This window comes from Serratia sp. NA_112.1 (assembly GCF_052691715.1).
The window spans coordinates 143,268-157,529 of record NZ_JBQZFO010000003.1 but is presented as its reverse complement, the minus strand read 5'-3'; the positions used below and the strand labels follow the sequence as shown (position 1 = coordinate 157,529).

At 49.4% G+C, this 14,262-nt stretch carries 23 protein-coding genes; 8 read left to right on the top strand and 15 right to left on the bottom strand.

The genetic code is table 11. The features are described 5' to 3' along the window. The first annotated feature begins 75 nt into the window (after positions 1 to 75). Together ACUTQ5_RS08490 and dcuR are read left to right on the top strand one after the other, a co-directional pair. The gene (locus tag ACUTQ5_RS08490) at positions 76 to 1,677 is read left to right on the top strand and encodes a sensor histidine kinase (RefSeq protein WP_445650882.1); all 1,602 of its coding nucleotides are present in this window, start codon (positions 76 to 78) and stop codon (positions 1,675 to 1,677) included. A gap of 3 nt (positions 1,678 to 1,680) precedes the next feature. Then, positions 1,681 to 2,394, top strand: coding sequence for a two-component system response regulator DcuR (dcuR, locus tag ACUTQ5_RS08485; RefSeq protein ID WP_445650881.1), 714 nt, complete (start codon positions 1,681 to 1,683; stop codon positions 2,392 to 2,394). 171 nt (positions 2,395 to 2,565) lie between these two features. Here dcuR and ACUTQ5_RS08480 read toward each other — a convergent pair whose 3' ends face one another. From ACUTQ5_RS08480 to ACUTQ5_RS08445, 8 genes are all read right to left on the bottom strand, one after another. Continuing rightward, positions 2,566 to 2,925 (bottom strand): hypothetical protein, encoded by a 360-nt coding sequence (locus ACUTQ5_RS08480; protein ID WP_445650880.1) that lies wholly within the window; start codon positions 2,923 to 2,925, stop codon positions 2,566 to 2,568. Between the two features lie 42 nt (positions 2,926 to 2,967). Next, positions 2,968 to 3,276 carry a hypothetical protein gene (locus ACUTQ5_RS08475; protein ID WP_445650879.1) on the bottom strand — a complete coding sequence of 103 codons (309 nt, stop codon included), beginning with the start codon at positions 3,274 to 3,276 and terminating at the stop codon, positions 2,968 to 2,970. 26 nt (positions 3,277 to 3,302) lie between these two features. Further along, complete coding sequence (locus ACUTQ5_RS08470) at positions 3,303 to 3,623, bottom strand: hypothetical protein (RefSeq protein ID WP_445650878.1); 321 nt, start codon at positions 3,621 to 3,623, stop codon at positions 3,303 to 3,305. 177 nt (positions 3,624 to 3,800) lie between these two features. After that, positions 3,801 to 4,025: a hypothetical protein gene (locus ACUTQ5_RS08465; RefSeq protein ID WP_445650877.1), complete on the bottom strand. Its 225-nt coding sequence runs from the start codon at positions 4,023 to 4,025 to the stop codon at positions 3,801 to 3,803. 220 nt (positions 4,026 to 4,245) lie between these two features. Further along, positions 4,246 to 4,461 carry a helix-turn-helix domain-containing protein gene (locus tag ACUTQ5_RS08460; protein ID WP_037420335.1) on the bottom strand — a complete coding sequence of 72 codons (216 nt, stop codon included), beginning with the start codon at positions 4,459 to 4,461 and terminating at the stop codon, positions 4,246 to 4,248. Positions 4,462 to 4,468: 7 nt separating this feature from the next. Further along, entirely contained in the window at positions 4,469 to 5,032 is a 564-nt protein-coding gene (locus tag ACUTQ5_RS08455; protein WP_445650876.1) for a DUF2975 domain-containing protein, read from the bottom strand. Positions 5,033 to 5,174: 142 nt separating this feature from the next. Further along, complete coding sequence (fabV, locus tag ACUTQ5_RS08450; protein WP_012006373.1) at positions 5,175 to 6,374, bottom strand: enoyl-ACP reductase FabV; 1,200 nt, start codon at positions 6,372 to 6,374, stop codon at positions 5,175 to 5,177. Positions 6,375 to 6,593: 219 nt separating this feature from the next. Further along, on the bottom strand, positions 6,594 to 6,944 hold the full coding sequence (locus ACUTQ5_RS08445; protein ID WP_445650875.1) for a DUF4377 domain-containing protein: 351 nt from the start codon (positions 6,942 to 6,944) through the stop codon (positions 6,594 to 6,596). A 69-nt stretch (positions 6,945 to 7,013) separates the two neighbouring features. Here ACUTQ5_RS08445 and ACUTQ5_RS08440 point away from each other — a divergent pair, with 69 nt between their 5' ends. Together ACUTQ5_RS08440 and ACUTQ5_RS08435 are read left to right on the top strand one after the other, a co-directional pair. After that, the gene (locus ACUTQ5_RS08440; protein ID WP_445650874.1) at positions 7,014 to 7,394 is read left to right on the top strand and encodes a DUF4136 domain-containing protein; all 381 of its coding nucleotides are present in this window, start codon (positions 7,014 to 7,016) and stop codon (positions 7,392 to 7,394) included. A 63-nt stretch (positions 7,395 to 7,457) separates the two neighbouring features. Continuing rightward, complete coding sequence (locus tag ACUTQ5_RS08435; RefSeq protein ID WP_445650873.1) at positions 7,458 to 8,153, top strand: hypothetical protein; 696 nt, start codon at positions 7,458 to 7,460, stop codon at positions 8,151 to 8,153. Here ACUTQ5_RS08435 and ACUTQ5_RS08430 read toward each other — a convergent pair. After that, positions 8,081 to 8,455, bottom strand: a complete 375-nt coding sequence (locus tag ACUTQ5_RS08430) for a hypothetical protein (protein WP_445650872.1) — start codon at positions 8,453 to 8,455, stop codon at positions 8,081 to 8,083. The two genes, ACUTQ5_RS08435 and ACUTQ5_RS08430, sit on opposite strands and share 73 nt — an antisense overlap. Before the next feature lie 175 nt (positions 8,456 to 8,630). On the opposite strand from ACUTQ5_RS08430, the gene ACUTQ5_RS08425 reads away from it, so the two are divergent. Together ACUTQ5_RS08425 and ACUTQ5_RS08420 are read left to right on the top strand one after the other, a co-directional pair. Then, positions 8,631 to 9,080, top strand: a complete 450-nt coding sequence (locus ACUTQ5_RS08425) for an STM2901 family protein (RefSeq protein WP_445650871.1) — start codon at positions 8,631 to 8,633, stop codon at positions 9,078 to 9,080. Continuing rightward, a complete protein-coding gene (locus ACUTQ5_RS08420; RefSeq protein ID WP_445650870.1) occupies positions 9,080 to 9,391 on the top strand; it encodes a DUF1493 family protein in 312 nt (103 codons plus the stop codon). The genes ACUTQ5_RS08425 and ACUTQ5_RS08420 overlap by 1 nt, the downstream gene beginning before the upstream one ends. A 44-nt stretch (positions 9,392 to 9,435) precedes the next feature. On the opposite strand, the gene ACUTQ5_RS08415 is transcribed toward ACUTQ5_RS08420, so the two are convergent. After that, a complete protein-coding gene (locus ACUTQ5_RS08415; protein WP_445650869.1) occupies positions 9,436 to 9,633 on the bottom strand; it encodes a hypothetical protein in 198 nt (65 codons plus the stop codon). A 436-nt stretch (positions 9,634 to 10,069) separates the two neighbouring features. On the opposite strand from ACUTQ5_RS08415, the gene ACUTQ5_RS08410 reads away from it, so the two are divergent. After that, entirely contained in the window at positions 10,070 to 10,516 is a 447-nt protein-coding gene (locus ACUTQ5_RS08410) for an STM2901 family protein (RefSeq protein ID WP_445650868.1), read from the top strand. Then, positions 10,510 to 10,833, top strand: a complete 324-nt coding sequence (locus ACUTQ5_RS08405; RefSeq protein ID WP_445650867.1) for a DUF1493 family protein — start codon at positions 10,510 to 10,512, stop codon at positions 10,831 to 10,833. Before ACUTQ5_RS08410 ends, ACUTQ5_RS08405 begins: the two co-directional genes overlap by 7 nt. Before the next feature lie 79 nt (positions 10,834 to 10,912). Here the strand turns inward: ACUTQ5_RS08405 and ACUTQ5_RS08400 are convergent, their stop codons facing one another. From ACUTQ5_RS08400 to ftnA, 5 genes are all read right to left on the bottom strand, one after another. Continuing rightward, complete coding sequence (locus tag ACUTQ5_RS08400) at positions 10,913 to 11,122, bottom strand: pyocin knob domain-containing protein (protein ID WP_445650866.1); 210 nt, start codon at positions 11,120 to 11,122, stop codon at positions 10,913 to 10,915. A 290-nt stretch (positions 11,123 to 11,412) separates the two neighbouring features. Then, positions 11,413 to 11,754 (bottom strand): YebY family protein, encoded by a 342-nt coding sequence (locus tag ACUTQ5_RS08395; RefSeq protein ID WP_445650865.1) that lies wholly within the window; start codon positions 11,752 to 11,754, stop codon positions 11,413 to 11,415. A 69-nt stretch (positions 11,755 to 11,823) separates the two neighbouring features. Then, positions 11,824 to 12,705, bottom strand: coding sequence for a copper homeostasis membrane protein CopD (gene copD / locus ACUTQ5_RS08390; protein WP_445650864.1), 882 nt, complete (start codon positions 12,703 to 12,705; stop codon positions 11,824 to 11,826). A 3-nt stretch (positions 12,706 to 12,708) separates the two neighbouring features. After that, positions 12,709 to 13,092 (bottom strand): CopC domain-containing protein YobA, encoded by a 384-nt coding sequence (gene yobA, locus ACUTQ5_RS08385; protein ID WP_445650863.1) that lies wholly within the window; start codon positions 13,090 to 13,092, stop codon positions 12,709 to 12,711. Between the two features lie 322 nt (positions 13,093 to 13,414). After that, positions 13,415 to 13,933: a non-heme ferritin gene (ftnA, locus tag ACUTQ5_RS08380; protein WP_445650862.1), complete on the bottom strand. Its 519-nt coding sequence runs from the start codon at positions 13,931 to 13,933 to the stop codon at positions 13,415 to 13,417. Between the last annotated feature and the right edge of the window lie 329 nt (positions 13,934 to 14,262).

Genomic DNA, 14,262 nt, shown 5'->3' with positions numbered 1-14,262 from the left:
TATAACCTGCTGCCGGTCGCTGCCCTACGCTCCAATCCCCGCTATTATCCTGACAGGCCCATTCGGAGAACCGCCATGCCAAAACAACGGATACCGCTGAAACTCAGCACCACGCTCACGCTGATGGTGTCTGCCATCATCGCTTCGGTGCTATTAGTGGTATATGCGCTGTTTTTTGTGCAGATGAATCACCAGGGACAAGATCAGCAACGCCAAAAAGCGATGGCGATTGCCGAAACGCTGGCGCTCTCCGGTAATGTCATTGATGGGCTGCAGCGTGAAGATCACAGTGGCGCAGTCCAGCGCTTTGCCGAGCAGGTACGTCAGCGGAATGAATTACTGTTTGTGGTGGTGGTAGACATGAAAGGCATCCGTTACTCGCACCCCAAACCCTGGTTGATCGGTAAGCATTTTATCGGAGACGATTTGGAACCGGCGCTACACGGCGAAACCAACAGCGCCATCAATCGTGGCGCATTAGCCCCTTCACTGCGGGTTTTTGCCCCGGTTTACGACAGCGAACGGCGGCAGATTGGTGTGGTGGCGCTGGGTATTGCGCTCGATACCGTTCAGCGCGTGGTGGGCGAAAGCCGCTGGATCATATACTGGACACTGGCCTTCGCCGCGCTGGTCGGCACGCTCGGCATCTTCTTTTTGGTGAAGGCCCTGAAACGCATCATGCTCGGTTTTGAACCTTACGAAATCTCGAATCTGTTCGAACAGCGCAACGCCATGCTGCAATCGATTAAAGAAGGCGTGATTGCAGTCGATAACCAGTCACGCATCACCATTGTCAACGACGAAGCCAAACGCCTATTACGCCAAAATGGGCCTTTCGAAAACCTGCTGTTGGAGTCCGCCAGCAAACACTGGCCGACGCAGCTGCATCTGGCGGAAGTGCTGGAAAGCGGTCAACCGCTACGTGACCAGCAGATTAGCTTTAACGGCAGCGAATTGCTGACCAATACCGTGCCGGTGATCGTTAAGGGCCAGGTGATTGGTGCTATCGCCACCTTCCGCGATAAAACCGAAATCAGCCAGTTGGTACAGCGCCTGAGCGGCATGGCGCACTATGCCGACACGTTGCGCGTCCAGTCACATGAGTTTATGAACAAGCTGCATGTGATCCTCGGCATGCTGCACATGAAGGCCTACCAGCAGTTGGAAAACTACATCATCAATACCGCCAGCACCTATCAGGAAGAGATCGGCGCGCTGCTGAGGAAAATCCAGTCGCCAGAGGTGGCGGGCTTCTTTATCGGCAAGATCAATCGCGCCCATGAAGCCGGCATTGAGCTGACCATTGACGAACCCAGCCTGCTGCCGGAAACCGACGATGCAGAAACCACCCACGTGCTGATCAGCGTGCTGGGCAATTTGATTGAAAATGCCATTGACGCTATCGATGGTATCGAAGGGCACGAGATCAACCTGAGCTTTCATCACAATGAGAATCACTTACACTGTATAGTCAGCGATGACGGCCCCGGTATCGATCCGGTTCTCGGTGCACGTATCTTTGAACAGGGTGTTTCAACCAAAGGGCCGGGGCGCGGTATCGGCCTGGCGTTGATCCGCAGCAGCCTGGAAAAACTGGGCGGCAGCATTGATTTCGAATCTGAGCCGGGTGAGCTAACCCAATTTTTTGTGCATATACCCTATCAGGCCAAGGGCTGAACCATGATTAACGTATTGATTATCGACGACGACCCGATGGTGGCGGAGTTAAACAAATACTACCTGAGCCAGGTGAACGGCTTTCACTGCCTGGCGACGGTCGCCACCCTGGCACAGGCACGCGCACTGCTGGCCGACGCCGAAGTCAGTATCGATCTGGTGCTGCTGGATATCTATATGCAGCAGGAAAACGGGCTGGACCTGCTGCCCGGCCTGCGCGAATTGGGTGAAAAAACCGACGTCATCATTATCTCTTCCGCCAGCGACGTGGATACGGTGCAACGCGCCCTGCACTACGGCGTGGTGGATTACCTGATCAAACCTTTCCAGTTTGGGCGTTTCAAAGAGGCGTTGAATAACTATCAGCAACAGTTGCAAATTCTGGCGCAGCGCGAATTCTCGCAGGGGGATGTCGACAGCTTGCTACGCCGCCACCCCACCAGCACCGAAGGGAAAAAGCTGCCGAAGGGGCTGACCAGCATCACGCTGAGTACGGTGTGCGAGTGGATTGAACAACAGCACGATGGGGAGTTTTCGACCGATAATCTGGCTAATGCCATCGGGATTTCCCGCGTTTCTTGCCGAAAATATCTGATTTATTTGGCGGAGAGCGGTATTCTCGGCACTCGCATTCTGTACGGCACCACCGGCAGGCCGGTCTATCTTTATCAGCTAAAACCGGATGCCATTGCCATGTTGAAAGAGTATTGCCGTTAGCCGATGCCCCTGGGGGATCATCGAACGTCATTTCGCCCAGAGACAACTCTTTTATCTCACTGCCCCAGCAGAAAAGTGCGCAGCGCGGTCACACAGCCGCTGTTCACCGGGCAAAACGCGGGCAGCGATCGACGTCCTGCTGGTGCAGATGCCAAGCCAGTTGCAAGGGCGCTAAGGGTGGCGCTTATGTCCCGGAAAATCCGTCATTCCGCGTGGCAGGTTGCACAGTTTTCCGTATTGTTGTTTCCGCTTGCCACAAGGAGACTGATACTCGTCATACAGCGTTTTAAGCTGCTGTCGATTCGCCTGCTCGGCGGCGGCGTGTTGCCGTTCCAATTCAAGCACCTTCTCATTGGCCAATGCCACGCCCTCGGCACTCCATACTTTATGTTTTAACCCGCTGCGCTTTTGCTGATACTCCTCAGAGATTTTGTTATCCAGCGGCTGTGCGGCATGGTATTGCCAGTCAACCGACGCCTGTAATGAGAAGCAAGACCACTGCGCCACGCAGGCAAGAAAAATCCGTTTCACTGATAGACTCCCAATATTAAATTCACCCGTTGACTCAAAAAACTATCTTCTGGCTATCGCGCTCTTTCCGACTAAAAACAGCGGCACAGGTGTTGCCCGACATTCACGCGGCAACCTGGCGGACTCCAACGTTTTGCGTTCAAGGTGTATCGCGGCAAGCCGCGCCTGTTCCGAACGCAGTTGCTCTACGTACCACAGATGTTGCAACACCCCGTTAAACCGTAACCGATAATCCACAGCACTTTCCCCCGTATCGAAACCGGCGCGCTGAGCATGCTTGTCGACAAACGAATAGCAACAAGATGACGCCAACAGGGCGAGTGCTGCTGTCATCAAAGAGGTCAATTTCAAAAGCAAAACTCCATTAGTGCTAGAGATCAGCAACCGTTGATAAGCAGCGATTGTTCCTCGCGCGGCGATGCCGATGGAAGCGGATCACTCGCGGCGGCAGCCTTGCCTCCCTGCCCTTTGCAGGCTTTACGCTGGACCAGCGTATTGTCTTCGCTTTGCGTCGATAACAAAGGGCGCTGTTTCTCATTGCCCATCTCGTCCCAGAAGTCATGAGCCACCTCTTTCAGTTTTTTACGAAACAGCACCGAAGAGACGCCTTCATGCTCCCGCTCATAACGCGCGGCGGAGGCCTGATGACACCAGGGCAACAATAGAAATATGAAAATGACGGGGATGCCCTTTTCCACAATAAACTCCTGTAATAAGGCCAATAATGGCGCTCATTCCCATTAAATAAAGAAAGATATTCAGTGTCGTCAAAACAAAAAATGCGAGGAGATAAAAATATTACCCGGAAAGTAATAAACCCTGATTAAATAAGTGCCATAGTGCTTATAATTCGCAGGAAAAATATATTTGTTAAATTAGCGATCCCACAATTTTGACCAATCAATGGTTCCTCCGATACTCGGCACGTTCTCATTCAGTACCGCAGAGGCTGACTCTCCGGCGCTGATGCGCTGTTTTTGCTCACGGGTAGCAGGCTTTGGCTTCTCCCAGCCGGCCCCAGAAGATGACAATCCGGGTTGAATATGACTGCAACCACACAGCATAATTAATAGTGCCGGGATCCATTGGCGTAATTTCATATATCCTCCTTTGAAATAAACGTTATCGTTAACCGCGGTAAATAAAAAATTACTTTTTTTAGTTTAATAACTCGTATTCAACCGCGGGCAAAGCAAGGGCAACCTCATTTAATTTAAATAAGGCCGCTAATAATTTAACGTGAAATAAACCTATCCAGGGTGTCGGTAATAAATATCAATCCGTATATTTACGATATGGCGTGCAAGGCACACCACCGGGTTAACCTTCGTTATCCGGTTGCCAGGTCAGAAGATCGCCAGGCTGGCAGTCGAGGATCCGGCAGATTTTGTCTAACGTTTCCAGTCTGACGCCCTTCACCTTGCCGTTCTTCAGCAGGGACAGATTTTGTTCGGTGATCCCCACCTGTTCCGCCAGCTCTTTCGAACGCATCTTCCTTTTGGCCAACATGACATCAAGACTTACTATTATCGCCACTCTATTCTCACACGAAAGAAAGCTGTTCTTCATTCAGCCGCAACGCTTCCAGGAATACCCGGCTAAACACCAGGATTGCGCAGCCAACGATCAGCGAGCGTATCGACTCGCTGTTGACGCCATAATAAATTATTAGCAGCATTTTTTCATTGGCCGTCAGTATCATTACCTGCAACATCCCGGCCAGCGAGGGGAAGAGCACGTCGACAATCAGCAAAATGCCGATGACCTGCAACAGCAGCATATTGTTGCGGTGCCAAACGTTGCCGCGATAGAACTGGTAAAACAGCCCAGCACCGCACAGCAGTGCGCTGTAATAAGGCACATAGGCGAACATATCCAACAACAGGGTTGCCACCAAAGCCCAGCGCTGCTGCGGAACGGCATAGGCGTTCAGTTCCGGGTAATAGTCGCGGTAGGACGCCACGATGCTGTTGAACGCCTCGCCTTGCACCCAACTCTGGACAATTATAAATATCTCTACGCCGGTGCTGACAATCAGCATCGTCATGATCAACAAACACAAGCAACGTACGTAAAGCGGAAGGTGGATCCGAGACACAGCGCCCATAACGAGTTCATCCATAAAAACAGCAATAAGTTATCGTAAAACGATAATTTATTGCTGTCAATGATCAACTGGACTGATGAGCTATTGGATTACAGGCGTAAAAAAGGCCGGAAGTCCGGCCCTTTCTCAATGATCGACGGATTTAGACCAGCTCAACCACATCAAACTTAACTTCACCGCTGAGGTCGGCTTCGTAATCAACACCTTGTAGACCAAAACCGAACAGGCGTAGGAACTCGGCCTTATAGCCCAGGTAATCGGTCAGTTCATTGATGTTGTTATCGTTGATCTGTGCCCAGATTTCACGGCAGGTGTTCTGCACGTCGTCGCGCAGTTCCCAGTCGTCCAGACGCAAGCGGTGCTTCTCATCGGTATCCGGTGCCGTGCCACTGTACAGCTTGGTGGCGAACAGACGCTGGATTTGCTCGATGCAACCTTCGTGGATCCCCTGCGCCTTCATGATTTTGAAGACGATAGAGATATACAACGGCATTACCGGAATAGCAGATGAAGCCTGAGTCACCACCGATTTGAGCACGGCAACGTAAGCTGCGCCGCCTTTAGCCTTCAGTTTCTGATCGATGGCCAGAGCCGCACGATCCAAATCTTCTTTGGCTTTGCCCAGCGTACCGTGCCAGTAGATTGGCCAGGTCAGATCGGTACCGATATAGGAGTAAGCCACTGCCTGCACGTTGTCCGCCAGCACGCCGGCCTCTTCCAGTGCGTCCATCCACAACTGCCAGTCCTGGCCACCCATCACTTTGACGGTATCAGCAATTTCTTGCTCGTTGGCCGGTTCAACCACGGCTTCAACCAGCACGTCTTTGTTGGTATCGAGCGCCACGGATTTGTACGGTTCGCCGATAGGTTTCAGCGCAGAGCGCACCACTTCACCGGTTTCAGGCATTTTACGCACTGGCGAGGCCAGCGAGTAAACCACCATGTCGATCTGGCCCAGATCCTGTTTGATCAGGTCGATAACCGTTTGGCGGCATTCATTGGAAAACGCATCGCCGTTAACGCTTTTCGCGTACAGGCCTTCTTCTTTAGCTGCCTTGTCAAAACCAGCAGAGTTGTACCAGCCGGCAGAACCGGTTTTGGCTTCGCTGCCCGGCTTTTCAAAAAATACGCCGATGGTGGCTGCACCGCTGCCAAATGCGGCATTGATACGTGACGCCAGGCCGTAACCGGTGGAAGCACCGATCACCAGCACTTTTTTCGGGCCGTTTTTCAGTTCGCCACGTGACTTAACGTAGGCAATTTGCTCACGGACATTGGCTTCACAACCTGCCGGATGAGCGGTAGTGCAGATAAAACCACGAATTTTAGGTTTGATAATCATAGTAATTTTTTCTTGGTAGCTAAAAACCGAAGGACAATATACCTGATTTTCTCAATATACTTAAGCTGGGCGCATGGCAGAATCGCAACAAGTGCAGTGAACAGACCAGTTGTCCCGGTGAAAATCTTGTTACCGCTTCAGGATCATGGGGATAGAAGCGAGGAACCTGGCGGGGGTTTTCAAGGCCAGTGGACTGTACGCCCGGCCCGATAAAACCCATCAGACTTTGTTCTTTTCCAACTGTTCAATCAGCGTATAACGCAGTGACGATGCATCGGCCGGCGGGTTTTCCACCTGTGTCACCTGCACTTTCAGGCGGTAGTTGTAGCCCGGTTCAAAAGTAAAACCTTCAATCCCGGTATAAAACAATTCCCACGGTTCTTGCGCGGAATGACGCACCTGCATGCACTTCATTGGGGCAACGCCCGTGCAATTTACCAGCGCGCTGTTCACCAGCAACACTTCCATATGGTTTCCGTCTTTATTCACCGGTTGGCTCACTGTCGCTCCCTCCTGGCTGCAGCCGGCCAGACCGGCCAAGGCAAAAAATAACAACGCTTTGATTTTCAATGTAATACACCATCAAGTCTTTAGGTTGGGTGATAGTAACAAAGCTACGACTATCGAGGCCAGCGGCAGGTGACCAGTAATTATGATCACAGCGCTAACTTCAGCCAATATCACACCTACGGCTTTGCCACAGAGACGACCGGGCAATACCAGACACTGATGGGTAAGTATATTCAATCGGCAATTAAACAACAGATGGAGCAGCGCGGTTATAAAGCCAGCACAACGCCTGACCTGTTGGTGTACAGCAGTGCAATGAAACAGAAAAAAGTGCAGGTGAATGACACCCCGGCTCCGGTTGGCCGTCGAGGTTATGCAGGCTGGGGCGGTTATAATCAAACCGTATGGAGCTATACCGAAGGCACCCTGCCGGTTGACCTGGTGGACAGCAAGCAAAACAGCTGGTCTGATTACAATCTAACGTTTATCAATAATGTTTATACCATCTAATAAGTCAGAGTTGCTTCATGAGATAAATAACCCTCACCACTTTGATAACAAAGGAAATATTACATGATAAAATTATCAAACTTGATTGAAGAGAAGAAAAAAACATTCGCAAATCATAAATTCTTTTCTTATATTTGTGATACATCACGTTCACTTGAGGAACGGCTATCATTCCTACCTAACATGTCACACTTCATTATGAGTTTTGGTGACATCAATAAATATATACTCCCCTTCCCCTTGCCTCAAAATGATCTTGAAAAAGCCATCAATACCCATGCAGAAGAAGATTCAAATCATTGGCCATGGTTTATATCTGATCTGCAGCAACTAAACATGAATAATAGCCAACCATTAACAGACACACTGAGGTACCTTTGGTCAGATGAATTATCCGCAAGTAGAAGACTCACTTACGACCTCATAGAACTGATAACTGGCAAACATGCCAAGTTTAGATTAGTGATTATTGAAATCATGGAGGCAACAGGTAACGTTATGTTCACCGCGTTGAGTGAAATAACTGCCAAATCCAATTTTATGCTGAAGTTTTGTGGCTCGTTACACGCCAATCATGAATCTGGTCATACAATGGGTAGCGATGTGGGGCTTATTAATACACTCGTCTTTTCTGAAGATGAGCAGAAGCTTGCTGCATTTTACATTGATAAAGGCTTCATGGCATTTCACCACTTCATTGACCAACTTTTACTGGAGGCAGAAAAATCAACAACAATCAGCCCCCGCCCCCAGCAATAGCCAGCAATTTCACAGTTTTGGTTTTCCATTTGTTCTCCCGGCGGATAATCGCCATTGGCTACCGGACTGCGGATCACATCAACGATACCGTTCCAGGCAAACCAAGCATCTTCGTGATAGTTGAAGATGGTGCCAGGCGTAATGCTGAACACTTTGCCTTGCTTGGCATCAACGTTATTCGGGGTGATCACGTCGTGGCGAAAATGGCAGTTCTTAGCGATCGTCGCAGAGGACTGCGGCAACAGGTGCGCGACCATGCGCGGCATCTCGCCGCCCATCGTTGTGATGTCGATATCAGGCATATGGGGTCACAAATTGAGGGAATAAAAAAACCGACCTTGCTGTTAAGCACAGGTCGGCATCTTTGGGGAATTTAGCGCGCACCCTGTCACAAAGCAACCAAATCAGAACTGGTACGTTTGCACTTTGGAAGTGTATTGGGTTACTTTATTGTCAATCCTTTGACAAGGAAAGCTTATGGATACGGTTGAACAGTTGAACGGTAAGTATTTTTTCAACGGCATGAGCGTTGATAAAGATGAACTACTGCTCTGGCTTATCCTTGATGAATTTAAAAAGCAGTTTAGCGATGTAGTTGACCTGCTTGCTATTGCCTCAATGTTGGTCAGTCTGCCTGTTATCCCCGTAAGCGGGAAGTTGGGTGCTGGCGCGGCAACCAAAGGTACAAGCCCCCTGTCTCTTGCATCCCGCACCCTAATCCACCAAAGGTTTAAACAAGGGCGCAGAACCATCACTTGGGCAAAAATGCTACGTGGTGAGTGGGCCTACACTACCGGTATTGGTGCATATGTTGGCCGCTGGCTTCCATGGGTTGGCGCGGTTCTAACAGCCTATGATTTAGCTATGGTAACCCGCAATGTCATTCACCGTTATGAATTGATCGTTGGGAAAGGGAGCAAGCAGTAATGAATAAGGCTGATGAAGTACGCAACCTTATCAGAAAACACTTTTGGGCCATGTCGGACGAAACATCGCTGAGTACAGGTAAAAAGAGTGTTCTATCTGAGGATGCCTATGACTTTCTTGAAGAATATTCAGACAAACTGAAAGTTGACATGACCGATTTTGACATTCGTAAATACTTCCCTAACGCGGGTATCCGCTTCATTCCTAATGCTATTCTTCCAAAATATCTTCAGACAGATCATCATGAACCGGCAGCACTGACAATCAGCATGCTTATTGAATCAGCTGAGGCTGGCCGATGGCTGTATTAGCCAGGGTCATCCCTGGCATATTGATTTATGGAGTAAAAACGCACCTAAGCGATGACAATCCCTTCCCCTATCCTCATCACATCTTTACCCTTTTGGATTAACGTCATCATTTCCGACTCGCTGAATACACCTTCATAAACGCCGAAAAGACCAACATGCCCATTGATGCCGATATTGTGCGGAGCAATGTCCCCTCCGCCCAGAATTATTGGGCGATGTGCGTAATTACGAGCACCGGCCATTGGGGCCCTATACTTATCACCATTAGCACGAAGACAGAAAATACCTGCGTCGCTGAAGCTAACAGAAAATATTGTCCAGGTCCCAACTGTATACCCGCACCATATTATTTAATTCATTAAATATCATGCGGTTAAAATGAAAATCAATTAAAGCATGCCCAAGAAAGCATGCGAAAAAACGTCAAAATAATTAAACACATATCATTTTTTTGGGGATGCTCGGAAAAAACTCGAAAGGGATTTTTGACAAAATCCCTTCTGAAGCCAACCTCTACACCGCCGGGCATAACTATCTTTTCTCTCGAACCAAAGCGGCAGCATCCCGCAACACACCTCAGAACAAAAACCGGGCAATTTTCCCAAATCAGCATCCAGCATAGAAATGTTTCGCTTCAGTTGGTATGTTAGGCAACGACTAAAATGACAAGGAAAAGTTATGGATACGGTTAAGGAATTAGGCGGGACGTATTTTTATAAGGGCGTTTCAAATCTTTCAGCGGGAGAACTTTTCTTTTGGGTTTTCCTTGACGCCGTAAATGAGCAGTTTGGGGTTTCCGATATTGTAGCTGCAGCTAGCATCATTCTGGGGCAGCCAACCCGCCCCACAAGAGGTAAATTCGCTGGAGCGACTAAAGGCACATCCATAGCTTCGGAAACAGCTCGACGCTATTTAAACATCGAGCTCCCTTTTCGACTCCCTACGTTCACCAACGCCAGTATTAAAACCTTGAAACCAAAATTTGTGAATAATCTGGGAGCATTTGTTGGCCGCACAGTTCCAGTACTCGGGTGGGTAATTCTTGCATACGATGTGTCTTCTATCGTATTTAAAGCTACAACTACTTACAATCGGATAGCCAGAGGAAGCGATAAAATATGGTAACCGACGAAAATGTTTTAATGTTCTTTCGGGAACAGCTACCCAAAGTCACTACTTTGTGGCTTAAACCTGTTCTACTTCAACCAGACGATATCCTGCAAGAATTTTCAGAGGTCGAGGATTTAGCATTAGTAATAGATAAATATTCCACTCAATTCGATATTGATGTTTCAGAATTAAATATCGAAGATTATTATCCATGGGAAATACCATGGTTTTTCCGTAAATGGTTCATAGCAAGTCCCGTAAAGCAGTCAAAAAAACCGCTAACCGTCAGAATGTTTGCTGAATCAGCCAAGGCTGGCCGCTGGCTGTATTAGGCCGGCAATCGCCGGCCATTACTTATCGATACGCCTTTCAGGCAGAGAACACGAGCGGATTGCCGAATGCATAACGCCGTTACTCAACCGTTGAATTATAGGGCATAAACACCTGACGACAGGCTCCCTCATCTACCCCGATGCGGAATACCTTCAATGCACCAGCCACTTCCTCAGGATAATTCATCGCCAACGTGGCATTGCGCGTCACGTTCTGGAAGTACTCTCCCGGCTCAGTGACATTGTTCAGAGCGGTGCCTGATGGTAACGTTTTATCGGCCACAGACACTGCGCTGGCGCCCTCAGAATGAACGAGATAAGCAATTGGTTTTAAAGGTAAACAAAAAAAGACCGAATACGATTCCTATATTCGGTCTAGGGAAATGGCTCTTGGGAGAGAGCCGTGCGCTAAAAGTTGGCATTTTGTGCAAAGCTTGTTCAGCCGTGCACTTTAAGAGTAGCTTACCGCGCTATTTTTGCCAGCCAGTAACACGGCAAGTGATAGTTTCATGAAGAAATTAATTCCGCGTAATTTTCCATCACCAGTCACTCCAAGCTAAGCCATTGTGGGATAAGCGATTAGTTAGCGCACAGCTTTTCGGCGCGTTCGCGGTACGGCTCAACACTCATTTTATGACCGGGATTAGCAGCGTCATCCAGCAGGATCACGTCCAGCGGCTGGGCGCGCTGCCGCCCTGTTTTCACCTGCTCCTCTGCGGTTTCGTTGAGCGGGTACTGCATCAGCGTGCTGTTGTTGAGTACGAACAGTGCACCGCCGCTACGACACTGCAACGTCACCTCTTCTTTGGTGAACGCCCATTGTTTGCCGTATTCCAGCTTGGTGATGTTCACCAGTTGATCTGCCGCCAGCGCACCGGTCGCGCTTGCCAGCAGCGTTATTCCAAGTAATGCCGATTTCATGTTGTGGCCTTAAGGTTGCTATTTGATTCAATTTTCCCGCAGTTTGGGGGCATCCGGCAAGCTGCAATGTTACACCGGCGCATAAGTTGCAAATAAACTGACCAGCAGCAGCACGCCCGCGCCCAACCCCACTTCAATCCAGCAAGCCAGCACCAGCCCGCGCTGTGCCAACTGCGGCATACTGCTCATCGCCGGGACGATGGCATAACGGTTGGCCAACGCCACCATCACCATCAGCGCCACCAGTCCGGTTTTGAACAGCAGCAGGCGCTGGTAAGATGAATCAACGTCCAGCGGCCAGCTACCGAGAATAATCAAACTGTTGATCACGCCGGTCAACAACACCAGCGCTACCGCAAGGTGGCCCCAATGCGAGAAGCGTATCAGCGTAGTGACCGCATCGCTGCGGATTTGTGGTTGCGCCAGATAACGCAGGCAAACCAGCAACGGCAGCAGGCTGCCAAACCAGTAACCGGCTGCCAACAAATGCAGTGCGTGGTTAAAACGATGCGCTACGCCGAGTGCTCCATCATGCATCGCTGCATGGCCAATAAATGCCATGCTGACCAGCAACAATGTGGAAAGCAGTGCCAAAATCTGCGTGCGGCGCGGTTCTGCCAACCACAGGCTCAGCAACGCCAATAATGAAATGCCCAGGTGCCAGCGCCAGACTTCACCGAAGGTGGTGCCCAGTACCGCCCACCACACGTCCAGTCGCCAGGTGTCAGCCCAGCCGTCGCCCATCTGTCCGGCCTGAATAGCCAGCAGCACCACGGCAGAAAGCCCGGCAAGCCAGGTACAGGAGACCAGCAAAGGACGCACATCACGGGTGAGATACGGGGAAAGGCGCTGTGGCGACAATAAGGCGGTGAACAGGCTGGAGCCAAACATCAGCATCACCGCCGCAAAGTGCACAAAGCGACACAGGACAAACAGGGTCGCCAGACTCATAAGTTAGTTTACGGTGAAGCTGTACTGGCCTTTGGTTTTATGACCGTCGACCGAAACCACATGCCAGCTGACGTTATATTTTCCTGCTGCCAGGTCGGCTTCGATAGGCAGATTGACCTGGGTATTGTTGTTCGCATCAAGCTGCAACTTGCCGGTTTTCACTTCAGCGTTGTCTGGCCCGGTGATTTTAATGCCGCTAAAATTAGGCTCTATACCTTCGGAGAAGTTAAGCGTCAGCACTTTTGGTGCCGTGCTAACGCTGGCATCTGCCGCCGGTGTTTCAACTTTCAAATGAGCATGCGCCAGAGCCTGCTGTGAAGAAAGCCCAACAAACAGCACGAAAATAGTGGAAAACAGGCGATAAGAAGAACGAATTTTACCAATCACAGTGATATCCCTTACAGCAATAATCGAGGGTGATAAGGGTTAAGGCTAACCGCCAGGGCGATGAATCAGTAGCCCAACCCACCGCAGATGATTGCGCCACGGGTAAACAGAAGAAGGGATTAACCAGTAACCCACTGTTTTAACTCTCTACCATCCCTGTAGCGTATCGGGTCAAATGATAACGAGTGTTATTATGCAAGTCGAGCAGAACGCTGGTATTTTGCGATCTGGTAGCACATATCGCTGCATAACCGCGATAAACTCAGGGCATAAAAAAACCGCGCATCGGGCAACGCCGGCACGCGGTTTTCAACCAGGGTAATTAAACCTGGCCGTTACCGTTCTCGCCAGCCGCTCCCATTTTCTTCAGATCTTTATCAATGAAGAACAGTGCATTACCGCTGTTACCCACCAGCGCCAGTTTATCCAGCACGGATTTGAACAACTTCTCTTCTTCGTGCTGCTCGGCAACGTACCACTGCAGGAAGTTGAAGGTAGAGTAATCGTGGGCAGTCATGGCAGCATGCGCCAGTTCGTTGATCTGACGGGTAATCAGTTGCTCATGTTCGTAAGTCTGCTGGAACACATCCGCCAGGGAGGCAAACTCAACCGGCGGTGCAGCGATGCTGCCCAGCAGCGGCAGGGAACCGGTATCGCTCAGGTATTCGAACAGGCGTTGCATGTGCTGCATCTCCTCCTGAGAATGCTCTTTAAGGAATGAGGCGGCCCCTTCAAAGCCTTTATCGCTGCACCATGCGCTCATTTGCAGGTACAGGTTGGCAGAGTAAAACTCCAGGTTCAGTTGCTCATTCAGCTTCTTGGTCATTTCTGGCATCAGCATAATCATTCCTTTATTTTGCAGGTATCAACTTAATTTCCACGCATTATGCCTTGGTGAAAACAAAATAAACACACCTGATTCACATCATTACCCAATTAATTTTTAATTAAATTAAAATCAACAACTTACATAAAAAACAAGTTATTAATTTGAATTATTATGATAACCATTTACATCTATATATTTAATCAAAAGGCGAATCATTCTTATTTAAAATAATAAATAGATTACATTGCCATCAGTGTAATAAATAACCCTTCATAGCACCTGTCATTCTTTGAATTTAACTCCCCTTCTTCGCTTCAGGCTTGCCAAGCGCCGCCGGGTGC